The organism is Gelidibacter mesophilus DSM 14095 (genome assembly GCF_000423005.1).
In the GTDB taxonomy this organism is placed as follows: domain Bacteria; phylum Bacteroidota; class Bacteroidia; order Flavobacteriales; family Flavobacteriaceae; genus Gelidibacter; species Gelidibacter mesophilus.
This window is the reverse complement of sequence record NZ_KE383968.1, coordinates 412,961-429,094: the sequence shown is the minus strand read 5'-3', so window position 1 is coordinate 429,094 and position 16,134 is coordinate 412,961. Positions and strand designations below refer to the sequence as shown.

General features: G+C 39.0%; 13 protein-coding genes. All 13 read right to left on the bottom strand.

Annotated features, from left to right (window positions below; all coding sequences use genetic code 11):
* Positions 1–3: 3 nt before the first annotated feature.
* Complete coding sequence (locus G525_RS0119830) at positions 4–939, bottom strand: N-acetylornithine carbamoyltransferase (protein ID WP_027127705.1); 936 nt, start codon at positions 937–939, stop codon at positions 4–6.
* Between the two features lie 91 nt (positions 940–1,030).
* Positions 1,031–2,173, bottom strand: coding sequence for an aspartate aminotransferase family protein (locus tag G525_RS0119825; protein ID WP_027127704.1), 1,143 nt, complete (start codon positions 2,171–2,173; stop codon positions 1,031–1,033).
* A complete protein-coding gene (gene proC / locus G525_RS0119820; protein WP_027127703.1) occupies positions 2,170–2,970 on the bottom strand; it encodes a pyrroline-5-carboxylate reductase in 801 nt (266 codons plus the stop codon). The genes G525_RS0119825 and proC overlap by 4 nt, the downstream gene beginning before the upstream one ends.
* Positions 2,971–3,025: 55 nt before the next feature.
* Positions 3,026–4,003, bottom strand: coding sequence for an N-acetyl-gamma-glutamyl-phosphate reductase (argC, locus tag G525_RS0119815; RefSeq protein ID WP_027127702.1), 978 nt, complete (start codon positions 4,001–4,003; stop codon positions 3,026–3,028).
* Positions 4,000–5,190, bottom strand: coding sequence for an argininosuccinate synthase (locus G525_RS0119810; RefSeq protein ID WP_027127701.1), 1,191 nt, complete (start codon positions 5,188–5,190; stop codon positions 4,000–4,002). Before G525_RS0119810 ends, argC begins: the two co-directional genes overlap by 4 nt.
* On the bottom strand, positions 5,187–5,804 hold the full coding sequence (locus tag G525_RS0119805) for a GNAT family N-acetyltransferase (RefSeq protein ID WP_027127700.1): 618 nt from the start codon (positions 5,802–5,804) through the stop codon (positions 5,187–5,189). Before G525_RS0119805 ends, G525_RS0119810 begins: the two co-directional genes overlap by 4 nt.
* A 349-nt stretch (positions 5,805–6,153) precedes the next feature.
* Positions 6,154–7,734, bottom strand: a complete 1,581-nt coding sequence (locus G525_RS0119800) for an NADP-dependent glyceraldehyde-3-phosphate dehydrogenase (RefSeq protein ID WP_027127699.1) — start codon at positions 7,732–7,734, stop codon at positions 6,154–6,156.
* A gap of 12 nt (positions 7,735–7,746) precedes the next feature.
* Positions 7,747–9,012 (bottom strand): threonine ammonia-lyase IlvA, encoded by a 1,266-nt coding sequence (gene ilvA, locus G525_RS0119795; RefSeq protein ID WP_027127698.1) that lies wholly within the window; start codon positions 9,010–9,012, stop codon positions 7,747–7,749.
* Between the two features lie 74 nt (positions 9,013–9,086).
* Positions 9,087–10,589 carry a ketol-acid reductoisomerase gene (gene ilvC / locus G525_RS0119790; RefSeq protein WP_027127697.1) on the bottom strand — a complete coding sequence of 501 codons (1,503 nt, stop codon included), beginning with the start codon at positions 10,587–10,589 and terminating at the stop codon, positions 9,087–9,089.
* 12 nt (positions 10,590–10,601) lie between these two features.
* Positions 10,602–11,132, bottom strand: coding sequence for an acetolactate synthase small subunit (gene ilvN, locus G525_RS0119785; protein ID WP_027127696.1), 531 nt, complete (start codon positions 11,130–11,132; stop codon positions 10,602–10,604).
* Positions 11,133–11,253: 121 nt separating this feature from the next.
* Complete coding sequence (ilvB, locus tag G525_RS0119780; protein ID WP_027127695.1) at positions 11,254–12,990, bottom strand: biosynthetic-type acetolactate synthase large subunit; 1,737 nt, start codon at positions 12,988–12,990, stop codon at positions 11,254–11,256.
* Positions 12,991–13,143: 153 nt separating this feature from the next.
* On the bottom strand, positions 13,144–14,829 hold the full coding sequence (gene ilvD, locus G525_RS0119775) for a dihydroxy-acid dehydratase (protein ID WP_027127694.1): 1,686 nt from the start codon (positions 14,827–14,829) through the stop codon (positions 13,144–13,146).
* Positions 14,826–15,725, bottom strand: coding sequence for a branched-chain amino acid transaminase (locus G525_RS0119770; protein ID WP_027127693.1), 900 nt, complete (start codon positions 15,723–15,725; stop codon positions 14,826–14,828). Before G525_RS0119770 ends, ilvD begins: the two co-directional genes overlap by 4 nt.
* Between the last annotated feature and the right edge of the window lie 409 nt (positions 15,726–16,134).

Below are 16,134 nucleotides of genomic sequence, written 5' to 3'. Positions count from 1 at the left end.
AATTTATTTATGTTCTAAAATATGTTTTAAAACCACTTGCGCTGCAAAGGTTCTATTATTGGCTTGCTTGATGACAACAGAATTTTTGCCGTCTAAAACAGCATCTTCCACCACCACATTCCGTCTTACGGGAAGACAATGCATAAACTTTGCATTGCCCAATTTTTCTTGGGTCATCATCCAATTTGGATCTTGGTTAAGCACCTTGCCATACTGTTCAAAATTACTCCAGTTTTTGACATAAACGAAATCGGCGTCTTTTAGGGCCTCTTTTTGATTATGGTTAATTGGTGTATTTTTGGTGATGTTTTTATCCAGTTCATAACCTTCCGGATGTGTAATGGTCAAATCAACGTCCATTTTTTGCATCATTTCCACAAAGGAATTGGCAACAGCCTGTGGCAATGCTCTAGGATGTGGCGCCCATGATAAAACCACCTTAGGTTTGGGCTTTTCGGAGAGCTCAGTAATGGTAATGGCATCGGCCAATGCCTGCATGGGATGTGCCATGGCACTTTCCATGTTTACAATAGGCACGGAAGCATATTTTAGAAAGCTTTTAAGGATATATTCTGAAGCATCCTTGGCTTTATCAGTAAGCGTTGGAAATGCGCGCACTGCAATAATATCAGCATACTGTGAGATGACCTGTGCGGCTTCCTTGATGTGCTCTGAGCTGTTGGCATTCATGATGCTGCCATCCTCAAATTCAATATTCCAAGCGTCGTTAACATTGAGAATGCTGACGTGCATTCCTAAATTACGCGCTGCTTTTTCTGTGCTCAGCCGTGTTCTTAAACTGGCGTTGAAAAATAGCATGACTAAGTTTTTATGTTTTCCCAGTTCCGAAAATTCAAAAGGTTGCATTTTGAGTAAAATAGCTTCCTTTATCACCTCAGAGAGGTTGGAAATGTCTTTTATTTCGGTGTATTTTTTCATCTTTAGTTCCCACGGAAGTGGGAATCTCTTTAATTAAACTTTACTCGTTTTCAAATCTGACGGGTTTTCAAAACCTATCAGGTTTATTATTCTAAGCACCATTCATCAGCAATAATTCCTGTTTGAGCGCGTCAAAAAACAAATCGATATGCTTTTTTTGAATCGTTAACGGAGGAAGAATACGGATCAAATTTGGGTTTTTGGCACTTCCTGTAAATATCTTGTGACTGTGGATCAATTTTTTTCGCAATTCTGCAACTGAAAAATCAAACTCCAGACCTAGCATGAGTCCACGTCCTTTCATACTTTTTAGATGTGGTAAATGTTGTGCTTTTTCAATAAAATAGGCCGACATTTCATCTGCGTTTTCCATTAAATTTTCCGATTCCAAAACTTTTAGAACTGCTAAAGAAGCCGCGCAAGCGAGATGGTTGCCACCAAAAGTGGTGCCCAATAAACCAAATGAAGCTTTAATATCAGGATGAATCAAAATCCCACCAACAGGAAAGCCATTGCCCATACCCTTAGCCATTGAAATGATGTCTGGCGTCCATCCGTATTTCTGAAATGCGAAAAAATTGCCAGTTCTTCCAAAACCTGATTGCACTTCATCGGCAATCAACATGACCTTATGTTTTTTACAAAGTCTTTCCAAGCCTTGATAAAATTCAGGAGAGCTTTCATCCAATCCGCCAACACCTTGAATACATTCAATAATGACCGCGCAGGTTTCTCCTTCTTTTAAAATGGTTTCCACCGTTTCCAAATCGCCTAAAGCCACAAAATCGACCTGCTGTTGGGCGTTTAAGGGCGCTACTATTTTTGGATCATCGGTGGCCGCAACTGCCGCTGAGGTCCTCCCATGAAAGGAATTTTTAAAGGCTAGAATATTTTTTTTACCGGTATGAAATGACGCTAGTTTAAGTGCGTTTTCATTGGCCTCAGCTCCTGAATTACATAAAAATAATTGATAATCCTTGCAACCGGAAACTCGTTCAAGTTCTTTTGCCAACGATTCTTGCAACGGATTTTGAATCGCATTGCTATAAAACCCTAAATTTTTGACTTGGTCAGAAATTGCCGAGACATATTCCGGATGGGAATGTCCAATGGAAATTACCGCATGACCGCCGTATAAATCTAAATATTCTACGCCATTGTTGTCATAAACCGAGAGGTCTTTGGCACGCACCGGCGTGATATCAAAAAGCGGATAAACATTAAATAAACTCATACTTGTTCTTTTCTAATATTACTGATTTTGTTATAGGAAGCAATCATGCCTTGAATTAACGACGAACTCAAACCTTTATGTTCCATTTCATTCAATCCTTCAATCGTACAGCCTTTTGGCGTGGTTACGCGGTCAATTTCCTCTTCAGGATGATGGCCATTGGCAATTAATAAACTGGCCGCACCTTCACTGGTGTACATGGCCAATTCTTGGGCTTCTTTGGCATCAAAACCTAGTTGGATAGCAGCTTGGGTTGAAGCGCGAATCAATCGCATCCAAAATGCAATGCCGCTGGCGCAAACCACCGTTGCCGCTTGCATTTGTGATTCCGGGATAGCCATCGAGTGTCCCAAACGATTAAAAATGGCCTCAGCAACTTTAAGACGTTTAGTCCCTTTAGTATTGCTACAAATACAGGTCATTGATTTGCCAACCGCAATTGCCGTATTGGGCATTGCACGGATGATAAACTGATCAGCGCCCACAACAGCCTCAATTCTAGCAATGCTAAAGCCGGTGACCGTTGAAATGAGCACGTGGTTGTCAGTAAGCAAAGGAGTGAGGTCCTTTAAGACATTTTCCAAATGTGAAGGTTGAACGGCCAATATGAGAATGTCAGAATTCTTAACGGCCAGAGCATTGTCCGTAGTGAGAGTTACGTTTTTGTACCCTTCAAATTCTGAAATGCTTTCCGTATTTCTTTTAGTAAGATAGAGGGTAGTGATTGCATTTGTGGTGATCAAACCTTTTGCGATCGATTTTCCTAAATTTCCTGTGCCAATGATTGCTATTTTCATATTTGTGATGTTATGGAGACTTTTCAGGTTTTCAAAACCTGAAAGGTCTGTGTCATTAAAAAAAGTTAGCTTTAAGTTTCAACCCTTCAGTTTCGTCAAACCCAAACATCAAATTCATGTTTTGAATGGCCTGTCCTGAGGCACCTTTCAGTAAATTGTCAACGATACTTGTGATTAACAGTTTGTTTTTGAATTTATGCAAATGAAGGAGACACTTATTGGTATTGACCACTTGTTTTAAATGGATCTCTTCATCAGAGACCACAGTAAAAGCGGTCTTTTTATAATGGTTTTGATATAAAGTTATGGCATCTTCCAAAGTGCCTTCAAAATCAGTATAGGCTGTGACAAAAATACCTCTTGAAAAATTTCCTCGGTTTGGCACCAAAATGACGTCCGATGTAGCTTCTTTTTGCAACAAATGAATGCTTTCGTTGATTTCTCCCAAATGTTGATGTGAAAAGGCCTTATAATGTGAAAAATTATTGTCGCGCCATGAAAAATGCGTCGTATCTGATAATGATGTACCTGCACCAGTAGCTCCGGTAACGGCATTGACGTGGACATCAGTTTTTAAAAGATGATTTGCGGCCAAAGGTAATAGTGCCAATTGAATGCCTGTTGCAAAACAGCCAGGATTGGCAATATAATTTGCGTTCTGAATGGCTTCCTTTTGGAGTTCGGGCAAGCCGTAGACAAAGTGCATACCTCGAAAATCTCGATCGCTTTCCAGTCTGAAATCGTTGCTTAAATCGATGATTTTTGTTTGCGCCGAAAATTTATGGGTTTCCAAAAATGCTTTTGAATTGCCATGGCCCAAACATAAAAAAAGGACGTCCACTTTGGGATTGATGGTATTTGAAAATTCCAGATCGGTGCTGCCCACCAAATCTTGATGCACCTTATAGATCTTATTCCCAGCATTTGAAGTGCTGTAAATAAAATCAAGGTTTGTTTTTGGATGGTTCAGGAGTAACCGGATCAATTCGCCAGCGGTATATCCGGCACCTCCAATAATGCCAACGTCAATCATAGTTCCGAATTTACTTGGTGATAGATCTTATTTTGATTGCCAATAATTTTTATAAATCCTTTAGCTTCATCTGCCGTCCAACCTTTGTTCATTTCACCATAACTACCAAATTTTGCATTCATTAAATCATGGGAAGAACTGATGCCATCTAAAGTGAAATGATAAGGTTTTAAAGTCACAACAACATCACCTGAAACGTTCTGTTGGCTGCTCTCTAAAAAAGCTTCTATGTTTCGCATTACTGGATCTAAATACTGGCCTTCGTGCAAATGCATGCCGTAAAAGCTAGAGAGGTATTCCTTGTGTTGCAATTGCCATTTGGTAAGCGTGTGTTTTTCCAATAAGTGATGGGCTTTCACCGTAATCAAGGCTGCAGCTGCTTCAAAACCTACACGCCCTTTGATCCCAACAATAGTGTCGCCCACATGGATATCTCGTCCAATGGCATACTTAGAAGCCAAATTATTCAAGGCTTCAATGTTTTTTTCGGGTGTATTGGAGTGGCCATTTAGTGCCACAAATTGTCCTTTTTCAAAAGTCAAGTTTACTTTTTCCTCACCCTGTTTTTCCAACTGCGATGGATACGCACTTTCTGGCAATGGTTTTTCAGAGGTTAAGGTTTCTTCACCACCTACACTAGTTCCCCAAAGTCCTTTATTGACTGAATATTTAGATTTTTCCCAAGACATATTTACACCGTTACTTTTGAGATAGTCAATTTCTTCTTGTCGGGACAATTTTAAGTCCCGAATAGGAGTGATGATTTCTATATGTGGCGCCAACGTTTGAAAAATCATATCAAACCGCACTTGGTCATTACCAGCGCCTGTACTGCCATGGGCAATATAATCAGCATTGATACTTTTTGCGTATTCCACAATTTCTATGGCTTGAATAATACGTTCGGCACTTACTGATAATGGGTAGGTGTTGTTTTTTAGCACATTTCCATAAATAAGATATTTGATGACTTTCTCGTAGTAAGAAGCAACAGCATCTAAATTTTTATAAGTTGAAACGCCCATTTTATAGGCATTCGCTTCTATTTTTTCAATTTCTTCAGAAGTGAATCCGCCAGTGTTGACACTTACGGCGTGTACTTCATAGCCTAGATCCTTACTTAAATGGACAGCACAGTAAGAAGTGTCCAATCCGCCACTATAGGCTAAAACTAGTTTTTTGCTCATGATTTATCTTTTTTTAAAAACAAGGTTTGTTTGATTTGTTTCAGTCTTTGAAACGCTTTTGTTTTTAGTTCTTTTGGCTCATTGCCATCTTTTGCTTTTGGGTCGTATAACATGCCTGTGCATAAGCACATTCTCTGCTCCATACGTTGAAGGATGTCATAATTTTTACAGGTTTGACAGCCCTTCCAGAAACTTTGATCATCTGTCAATTCTGAAAACGTTACGGGTTTGTAGCCCAATTCGCTGTTCATTTTCATGACTGCTAATCCTGTTGTGATACTGAATATTTTTGAATCGGGAAATTTCTCTCTGGAATGCTGAAAAACACGTGCTTTTATTTTCTTGGCCAAACCTTGTTCTCTATAATCTGGATGTACAATCAATCCTGAATTGGCCACAAACTTACCATGGCCCCAAGCTTCAATATAACAAAATCCAGCAAAGGTGTCGCCATCCAAGGCAATAACCGCATTGCCGTTTTCTAATTTTGTCATAATGTATTCCGGAGTACGTCTAGCAATTCCAGTACCTCTTACTTTTGCCGATTCTGCAATGGTGTCGCAAATGATCTGTGCGTAAATTGCATGGGATTTATTAGCAATAACAATATCCATTGTTTTGATGTTTAAATTAAAAAAAAATTAAAGAATTCGTTGTCGAGAAAAAGAACCGGACTCACCTAAGTTCCAAATATTAAGCACACCCAACAGGGCGGCGGAACAGGATAGGACATGTCCTCACGCGGTTGTTATTTAGAACAACTGAATTTGAAAAGTAAATAATGTTTTGTGAAGTGATCAAGGTGAAAAAAATAAATATACGTTAGTGGCTTCTTTTAAGGTTAGAATGCACAGCGTCTGCGCAATACCATTGCGGGACTTGATGGACGTATTTTATTTTTCATTAGAATCATATTTCAAAAGTAACATTTTATTTAATATCTCAAATAATTTTTAACTTTTTTTATAGAAGATAATCCGTGCTCACAAAATTTGAGCCTTTACTATCCAATAGTTTCTTTAAAATGGTATTGTTATAGTCGTTGTCTTTGGAGGCCACAAAAGTTCTAATTGAAAATGAACGCAAGGCATCATGAACACTTAATGTTGCCACAGCAGAATCTTTTCTTCCTGTAAAGGGATAGACATCTGGACCACGTTGGCATGAACTATTTAAGTTGACACGACATACCAAATTCACCAAGGCATCAATGAGTGGCGCCAATGTTTTTACTTCATTCCCAAATAGACTGACTTGTTGTCCGTAATTAGATTCGGCCATATCATCCAAAGGTTCATTAATGTCTTTAAACGAAATGATAGGAATTACAGGACCGAATTGTTCTTCGTGAAAAATTCGCATCTTTTTATTCACTGGGAATAGGACTGCTGGAAAAATGTAATTTTCAGAAGTTTCACCTCCTCTTTTATTTAATATTTTAGCACCTTTATCAACAGCATCGTCAATCAATCCTTGAATATACTCTGGTTTATCGGGCTCTGGTAAGGGGGTAAGTTTCACGCTAGCCTCCCATGGATTTCCGAATTTTAAAGCATCAACGCGTTCAGAAAAACGCTTATTGAATTCTTGTACAATGTCTTCATGTACATATACTAATTTAAGAGCTGTACAACGCTGTCCATTAAAAGATGTGGTGCCTGCAATACATTCGTCGATGGCCAAATCTAAATCGGCATCTTTAAGAACAATAGCAGGATTTTTGGCTTCTAAACCTAACACAAGACGTAATCGGTTACTTTTTGGATGTTCATTCTGCAAAGCATTAGCAGATTTACTATTCCCGATAAGTGCCAATACATCTATTTTTCCAGATTGCATAATTGGAGTAGCCACTGTTCTTCCACGACCATAGATGATATTTACAACGCCTTTAGGAAAACTGTTTTGAAAAGCTTCCAACAATGGCGAAATCAACAACACCCCATGTTTTGCAGGTTTAAAAATAACCGTATTCCCCATAATCAAAGCAGGTATCAACAGCGCGAACGTTTCATTTAAAGGATAATTGTAAGGTCCTAAGCAAAGCACAACTCCTAATGGGCCTCTTCGAATATGTGCATAGACCCCATCATTTTTTTCAAATTTAGCATTGTCTCTATCCAATTGTTTGTACTCTTCAATAGTATCATAAATATAATCAACGGTTCTATCAAATTCTTTTTCTGAGTCAGGCAAGGTTTTTCCAATTTCCCACATCAGCAATTTTACAATTTCCTCACGCTTCGTTTTCATTTGGGTCACAAACTTCTCCATACATGAAATGCGGTGTCTCACTTTCATGGTAGGCCATAAGCCTTGACCTCTGTTATACGCATTAACAGCTGCGTCCATCGCCTCTAGCGCTTCCTTTTCGCCTAAAGTAGGAATGGTGCCCAATAATGTAGGCTTATAGGTTTCAGTGGATGAGATGGTAGAATATACTTCTGAACTTTCTCCAGACCAAGGTTTTAATTCGCCATCCACTAAGAAGGTGGTTTGGTGGATTAATGATTTAATTTGAAATTGTTCTGGAATAGGATTCATATATCTTGTTTTTTAAACTAAAAATTGAAATAATTCGGGTTTATGGTTAAGGTAATCGCCGTAGAAATTACGAAGTTTCATTTTCGTGATTAAGGGTTCTAAATCATCTGCTGATTTTAACTCCAATCCAACAACAGCGGCACCGTTATCACGATTTGTTTTTTTTGTGTATTCAAAGTAGGTGATATCATCATTAGGACCTAATATATCGACCACGAACTCTCTTAATGCTCCTGCGCGTTGAGGAAATTTGATGATAAAATAGTGCTTTAGATTGGCATATAAAAGGGCGCGTTCCTTTATTTCAGCAGTCCTGGTGATATCATTATTACTGCCACTGACAATACAGATCACGTTTTTGCCTTTAATCTCTTCAGCATATTGATCTAATGCTGCAATACTTAAAGCACCGGCAGGCTCAACAATAATAGCCTCCTTATTATAAAGGTCCAGCATGGTTTCACATACTTTCCCTTCGTCAACCGTAATCATGGCGTCCAAATTTTGCTGACAAATTGCAAAATTCAAATCACCAACACGTTTTACGGCGGCACCATCCACAAAATTTTGAATATTTTTCAATTCAGTATTTCGCTTATTCATAATTGAGGTGGACATAGAGGGTGCTCCCAAAGGCTCCACGCCTATAATTTTTGTGTTGGGAGATAACTCCTTAAACACGGAAGACAGTCCGGCAGATAGACCGCCGCCGCCAACAGGTACAAATACATAATGGATAGGATGTTGTGCCTGATCAATAATTTCAAGGCCCATAGTGGCTTGGCCTTCAATAACCTTTTCATCATTAAACGGATGGATAAAAGTTTTGTTTAAACGCTCACACTCTTGCATTGCCGCTGAATTGGCATCATCAAAGGTGTCACCAACCAATACGACTTCAGTATAGTCTTCTCCAAACATATTGACCTGCTCAATTTTTTGTTTGGGGGTTGGGGCCGGCATAAAAATAGTGCCTTTAATCTTCAATAATTTACAAGACAGGGCCACGCCTTGCGCATGATTTCCAGCACTGGCGCACACAATCCCGTTTTCAATTTGTGATAGGCTCAACGAGGACATCTTGTTGTAAGCGCCTCTAATTTTGTAAGAGCGTACGGGCTGCAAATCTTCACGTTTAAAGAAAATGTCAGCCTCAAATTGTTTTGAATAGCGCTGGCTTTTAGTAATAGGTGTTACTTCAGCAACATCTTGTAATTTTTTCGCTGCTGCTTCTACAGCGGCTAAACTTGGATAATATATTTTGTTTTCAACCTTCATCGCAGTTCTTTAGAGGCAGGACAAACTGCCCTGCCTTTGATATTAATTACATCTAAGGATGTTAAAATTTCTTGTTATGCCAAAACAGAATCTTCAACTTCAGCGTCTGTTTTTATAACTTTCATGGCAGTCATGGCCGCTCGTAAGCGTTTACCAACCGTTTCAATAGGGTGATTTCTAATGGCGTCGTTAATAGCGATCAGTTCTTGATTGTCCACTGCATTTGATGTTGAAAAAGAAGTACCGATGGTTTTTGGATCTACATTTTTCATAAAATCTACCAATAAAGGTTTAGCGGCATGATCAAATAAATAACAACCATATTCAGCCGTGTCCGAAATAACACGGTTCATTTCGAATAATTTCTTTCTTGCGATAGTATTGGCAATCAACGGCAATTCGTGCAATGATTCGTAATAAGCAGAATCTTCAATGATACCTGCACTTACCATCGTATCGAAAGCTAGTTCTACTCCAGATTTTACGAAAGCGACCAATAAGACACTATGGTCAAAATAGGTTTGCTCTGAAATATGATCTGCAGTCAATTCTGTTTTCTCAAAAGCAGTTTCACCGGTTGCGGCACGCCATTTTAAAAGATTGACATCATCATTGGCCCAATCTTCCATCATAGTTTGTGAGAAATGTCCGGAAATGATATCGTCCATGTGCTTTTCAAACAAAGGCTTCATGATGACTTTCAATTCTTCAGCCATTTCAAAGGCCTTCACTTTTGCCGGATTTGACAAACGATCCATCATATTGGTGATTCCACCATGCTTTAAAGCTTCCGTAATGGTTTCCCAACCCAACTGAATCAATTTTGCCGCGTAATTGGCATTGACACCTTCTTCAACCATTTTGTCAAATGCTAAGATGGAGCCTGTTTGTAATACCCCACAAAGAATGGTTTGCTCTCCCATTAAATCACTTTTTACTTCCGCAATAAACGATGATGCTAAAACACCTGCTCTGTCACCTCCTGTTGCTACGGCATAAGCTTTTGCTTGGTCCCAACCTTTTTGTTCAGGATCATTTTCAGGATGCACCGCAATTAAGGTTGGTACACCAAAGCCACGCTTATATTCTTCACGAACCTCTGTGCCTGGACATTTTGGTGCCACCATAATGACGGTAAGATCCTCACGAATTTTTGTACCTTCTTCTACAATATTGAAGCCATGGGAATAACTTAAGGTTGCTCCTTTCTTCATTAGCGGCATGACGGTTTTTACAACATCCGTATGTTGTTTGTCTGGCGTTAAATTCAGCACAAGATCTGCTGTTGGAATCAACTCTTCATAAGTGCCAACGTTAAATCCGTTTGAGGTCGCATTCTTATATGAGGCACGTTTTTCTTTAATGGCCGCTTCACGTAATGCGTAAGAAATATCCAAACCGGAGTCGCGCATGTTCAAACCTTGGTTCAAACCTTGGGCACCACAGCCTACAATAACTATTTTCTTTCCCTTTAATGCGCTGATGCCATCTTCAAACTCTGAGGCGTCCATAAATCGGCATTTTCCCAATTGCTCTAATTGTTGTCTTAACGGTAATGTGTTGAAATAATTTGACATTTTATATAATTTTTATGGTTGAAATGCTTCCAGCATTTTTGATATTTTCATTTCGTCTTTGGTCACTGCAATACGTCCTGAGCGTGTAAATTGCATGATTCCAAAAACACTTAATTCGCGATGTAATAACTCTATTTCTTGTTTACGACCAGATTTTTCAATGACGAAGAACTCTCTATTAACCGTGACAATATTTGCATTGCTTTCTTTGATGATGTTTTGAATTTCACGCTCGTCAAAAAGCAAATTGGATCTGAGTTTAAAGAGACAGGATTCTTGATAAATGGTCTCTTCTTCAGTGTGGTAATAGGCCTTGATGACCTCAATCTGTTTTTCAATCTGACCAATGACTTTTTTCATGCGTTCTTCAGAAAGTTGTAAAACTATCGTCCATTTAGAAACATTTTCAATCTCAGAAGTCGAAATATTTATACTATCAAGATTGAGATGGCGTCTTTGAAAAATTGCCGAAATGCGGTTTAATAAACCGATGTTGTTTTCGGTATAAATAGAAACCGTATATAGTTGTTTATGTTCACTCATGGTTATTAATGGTTTTGAGCCCTGTTTTTTTATTTTTTTATATAATCTAATATTCAGCTGTTGGTTGTCGGCTTTCATCTTCAATCTTCAATCTCGGCGTTTCAAGCTTCCGTCTCCCAACTCACTCCAACCGCACATCTGAAACACTCGCGCCACTAGGAATCATAGGGAATACGTTGTCTTCTTTTTCTACGGCTACCTCTAAAAAGTAGGGACCCTCAAAGGCCATCATTTTAGCAACGGCATTTTTCAAATCAGCTCTTTTAGTCACTTTTTGGGCTTCTATATAATAGCCTTTTGCAATAGCTACAAAATTAGGATTGGTCATTTCTGTTGAGGCATAACGCTTATCAAAAAACAACTGTTGCCACTGGCGCACCATCCCTAAAAATTCATTGTTCAACACCACAATTTTAACCGGTACCTTTTGTTGAAAGATGGTGCCCAATTCCTGAATGTTCATTTGAAAACCACCATCACCAATAATAGCCACCACATCACGCTCTGGAGCTGACATTTTTGCGCCAATCGCCGCAGGAAGGGCAAAGCCCATAGTTCCTAATCCGCCGGAAGTGATATTGCTTTTGGTAGTCGTAAATTCGGCATATCTACATGCAATCATTTGGTGTTGCCCAACATCAGATACAATGGCAGCATTTCCTTGGGTGTGCAGGTTAATCTCTTTGAGCACTTCGCCCATAGTCAAACCTTCCTTGGTAGGATATAAATCGTCCTTTATCACTTTTTCATATTCAATGGCATATAAATCTTTAAATTTTTGATGCCATTCGGTATGTGTGTTCGTTTTCAACAAAGGCAATAATTTTGAAAGGCTTTCTTTGGCATCCCCTAAAACAGCCACGTCAGTTTTTACGTTTTTATCAACTTCGGCTGGATCTATTTCAAAATGAATAATCTTGGCTTGTTTTGCATAAGTCTCCAAATTACCCGTAACACGATCGTCAAACCGCATGCCTATCGCAATTAAGAGATCACAATCATTGGTCAGCACATTGGGCGCATAATTACCATGCATGCCCACCATTCCTACATTTAAAGGATGCGCCGTGGGTACGGCAGAAGCTCCAAGAATTGTCCATGCCGCAGGGATTCCTGCTTTTTCGATAATGGCCATTAATTCATTTTCAGCTTTGCTGAGGATAACGCCTTGGCCCCAAACAATAAATGGTTTTTTTGCCGAATTAATCAATAGTGCAGCTGCTTTAACATCATCTATATCTATTTTTGGAACCGGATTGTAACTTCTCACGCCCTTGCACTTTTCATAAGAAAAATCAAATTCTTCAAATTGAGCATCTTTAGTAATATCGATCAATACGGGTCCTGGACGGCCACTTTTGGCAATATAAAAAGCCTTGGCGATCATCTCAGGGATTTGAGAAGCTTTAGTAATTTGATGGTTCCATTTGGTAACCGGTGTTGAAATACCGATAATGTCTGTTTCTTGAAACGCATCACTACCCAATAAATGGGAAGCAACCTGACCTGTAATGCACACCAATGGTGTTGAGTCTATTTGTGCGTCAGCAATTCCTGTGATGAGGTTGGTGGCACCAGGCCCTGAAGTAGCAATGGCAACACCAACTTTGCCAGAAATACGTGCATAGCCTTGTGCAGCGTGGGTAGCGCCTTGCTCATGGCGTGCCAAAACGTGATGAATTTGGTCTCTAAACTTAAAGAGTTCATCATATACTGGCATGATGGCACCACCTGGATACCCGTAAAGAAGATCCACCCCTTCTGCAAGAAGACATCTGATGATGGCTTCACTGCCTGTAATACGCATGGTAGTAGCAGTTACTTTTTGTTCTTTATGTAATGTTTGTGTGTCTTTCATATTGAAAACTGGTTTACATTCCTTTTGAAAAAAAGAATCTCAATATTTTAACTTTTATTAATTTTTATATCGCTATGTCATAGCCCTTTGTGCCTGACATCCATAAGTTAGCGGTACTGAGCCTAACGGATTCCTGCTTACGCAGGAATTGGATTAGAATTCATCCGTAACACATCCTTTAGATGCTGATGAAACCGTTTTTGCATATTTATAAAGGACGCCGCGCTTAAATTTTAATGGCGGGGCCACCCATTGGGCTCTTCTTTTTGCTAATTCATCATTTGAAATTTCGATGTTTATGGTATTGTTAACGGCATCAATAGAGATAATATCGCCATTTTCAATAAGTGCAATATTTCCACCTTCTTGTGCTTCTGGAGACACATGACCCACCACAAAACCGTGTGATCCTCCTGAAAAACGACCGTCTGTAATCATTGCAACGTCCTTTCCTAAACCTGCCCCCATAATAGAAGAGGTTGGTTTAAGCATTTCTGGCATTCCAGGAGCGCCTTTAGGGCCTTCATAGCGGATAATGACCACATCGCCTTTTTTGACTTTTCCTGTTTTTATGCCTTCGTTTACTGCCGTTTCGCTATCAAATACATTTGCGGTGCCTTTAAATGATAAACCTTCCTTACCCGTGATTTTTGCTACCGCACCTTCAGTGGCGAGGTTTCCAAAAAGAATACGAATATGTCCCGTTTCTTTAATAGGGTTTTCTAATGTTGCGATAATGTCCTGACCGTCTTTCAAATTTGGGACATCTTTTAAGTTTTCTGCTAAAGTTTTTCCAGTAACCGTTAAGCAATCGCCATGGAGCATACCTTTGTCCAGCATATATTTTAAAACCCCAGGAATACCACCAATGTTGTGTAAATCTTCCATTGAATAGGTCCCGCTTGGTTTTAAGTTGGCTAATAAGGGGGTCGTATCGCTGATCTTTTTAAAATCTTCTAAAGTAAATTCTACCTGTGCTGATTTTGCAATGGCTAAAAAGTGAAGGACGGCATTGGTGGAACCACCAAGAACAGTGACCAATCTAAAGGCATTTTCAATAGACTTTTTAGTGACAATATCCGACGGCTTTATGTCTCTTTCCAATAATAAACGTAAAGCTTCACCTGCTTTTACAGATTCCTTTTCTTTTAAATTTCCATCGCTCAGCGCAGGATTCGAAGAGTTGAAAGGAAGTGACATTCCTAAAGCTTCAATTGCCGAAGCCATTGTATTTGCGGTGTACATTCCACCACAGGCACCAGCGCCAGGACACGCCTTGTGAACCACAGCCTGAAACTCAGTTTCATTAATGGTACCAGCCACTTTTTGTCCGTAGGCTTCAAATGCTGAAATGATGTCCAATTTTTTGCCATTGTGGCACCCTGAAGCAATGGTTCCGCCATAGACCAAAACAGAAGGTCTGTTTAAGCGGAGCATAGCCATTAAGGCACCCGGCATATTTTTATCACATCCAACAACCGTAATTAAGCCGTCATAACTCATCGCTTCTACGACAGTTTCCATGGAATCTGCAATAACATCTCTTGATGGTAATGAGAAACGCATTCCCGGTGTGCCGTTTGAAATACCATCACTCACACCAATCGTGTTAAAAATTAATCCGACTAAACCAGCGTTTTCTGTTCCTTTTTTAGCATGTACCGCTAAGTCATTCAAATGCATATTACAAGGATTGCCCTCATAACCTGTACTTGCAATTCCTATAAACGGTTTTTTTAAATCCTCATCGGTTAAACCAATGGCGTGCAACATTGCTTGCGCCGCTGGTAGTGTAGGATCTTGTGTAACTGTTTTACTATATTTGTTTAATTCACTCATAATACTTTCGATAACTTTGTTTTGCGCTGTCCCAAAACTTCTTTTTGGTATAACTGCATTAATTGATAACCTAAGGATTTAGTCCATTGTAAAGGAAACTCATAATCATCCAATGATTTGAGTCCTACAACCTCAGCGGCTGTTCCTGTAAAAAACGAACTATCTGCCTGTTTAAGTTCTTCTAATTTGAAATGTTTCTCCTCGACCGGAATGCCTTCTTCCTTACAAATTTCTAAGATGGTGGAACGTGTAATTCCAGCCATAATACTTCCTTTTTTAGGCGTAAATAGTTTTCCATCTTTTTCCATGAAGATGTTCGCACCTGAACATTCCGCCACATTTCCGTGCATATCCAATAGCAACGCTTCATCAAACCCGGCATCTTTAGCTTCGTTGGTTGAAAGAATGGAGTTGATATAATGTCCAGTTACTTTTGCTTCAACAAAACAGGATTTTGGATTTGGACGCTCAAAAGACGAGGTTTTTACACGTAGCAGGGTGTCACCCATTAATTTTGGCCATGCCCAGCATTGTATAGTCAATATTGATTCTTTAGATGTGTAAAGCCCCATGTTAGCGCCTGTGCTGATTAAAGGGCGAATGTAAGCGTCTTGAAGTTCATTTCTTTTTAAAAGATCATAAGTGATTGCCGTAAGCTCTTCAATGGTATAATTAAAAGGGATTCCCATAACTTTCGCGCCGTATTTGAGGCGCTCATAGTGTGCTTTGGCTTTAAAAATTTTAGTGCCCTCTGCTGTTTTATAGGCTCTAATGCCTTCAAAAACCCCGTTGCCATAGTGCAATGTTTGGCTGTATAAACTACTCGTTGCGGCTTCAGGTTTTAAAAATTCACCATTGTGGTAAATTAGAGTTTGGTCATTGTAATATGCGTTCATAATAAAATAAAGTTCTAAATTAATGTTTGCTATGATTTAATGTTTTTGAATTTACCGTTTCAGATTAAACTCAGTGTCAGTTTTCGATATTTAAAAAACTGATAATCAATTGTTTAGATTGATTTATTTATGACGTTCAAAATGCTAAAATTTGCAATTAAAAAAGCCTGTATCTCAATTGATACAGGCTTTTCATGGAAATAGCATTCTGTATCAACTAACTGGAGTTAATAATAATCACGCTAATAATGATAATATTTTGATTCATACGTAAAAAAAAAGCCTTCCAATTAAGAGGAAGGCTTTAGTTATATTTTTAAACTTAGTGTACCATTCCTCACCGTTGTGAAATAATCACAGCGCTAATAATAGAAATAATATTGAAGTTTTGTTTTTTCATTTGTTCGTC

Excerpts from the sequence above, each read along its gene's own strand:
- G525_RS0119825 (WP_027127704.1), bottom strand. The coding sequence starts at position 2,173 with ATGAGTTTATTTAATGTTTATCCGCTTTTTGATATCACGCCGGTGCGT.
- ilvB (WP_027127695.1), bottom strand. The coding sequence starts at position 12,990 with ATGAAAGACACACAAACATTACATAAAGAACAAAAAGTAACTGCTACT.
- ilvN (WP_027127696.1), bottom strand. The coding sequence starts at position 11,132 with ATGAGTGAACATAAACAACTATATACGGTTTCTATTTATACCGAAAAC.
- proC (WP_027127703.1), bottom strand. The coding sequence starts at position 2,970 with ATGAAAATAGCAATCATTGGCACAGGAAATTTAGGAAAATCGATCGCA.
- ilvA (WP_027127698.1), bottom strand. The coding sequence starts at position 9,012 with ATGAAGGTTGAAAACAAAATATATTATCCAAGTTTAGCCGCTGTAGAA.
- G525_RS0119810 (WP_027127701.1), bottom strand. The coding sequence starts at position 5,190 with ATGAGCAAAAAACTAGTTTTAGCCTATAGTGGCGGATTGGACACTTCT.
- ilvC (WP_027127697.1), bottom strand. The coding sequence starts at position 10,589 with ATGTCAAATTATTTCAACACATTACCGTTAAGACAACAATTAGAGCAA.
- G525_RS0119770 (WP_027127693.1), bottom strand. The coding sequence starts at position 15,725 with ATGAACGCATATTACAATGACCAAACTCTAATTTACCACAATGGTGAA.
- G525_RS0119830 (WP_027127705.1), bottom strand. The coding sequence starts at position 939 with ATGAAAAAATACACCGAAATAAAAGACATTTCCAACCTCTCTGAGGTG.
- G525_RS0119800 (WP_027127699.1), bottom strand. The coding sequence starts at position 7,734 with ATGAATCCTATTCCAGAACAATTTCAAATTAAATCATTAATCCACCAA.
- G525_RS0119805 (WP_027127700.1), bottom strand. The coding sequence starts at position 5,804 with ATGGATATTGTTATTGCTAATAAATCCCATGCAATTTACGCACAGATC.
- ilvD (WP_027127694.1), bottom strand. The coding sequence starts at position 14,829 with ATGAGTGAATTAAACAAATATAGTAAAACAGTTACACAAGATCCTACA.
- argC (WP_027127702.1), bottom strand. The coding sequence starts at position 4,003 with ATGATTGACGTTGGCATTATTGGAGGTGCCGGATATACCGCTGGCGAA.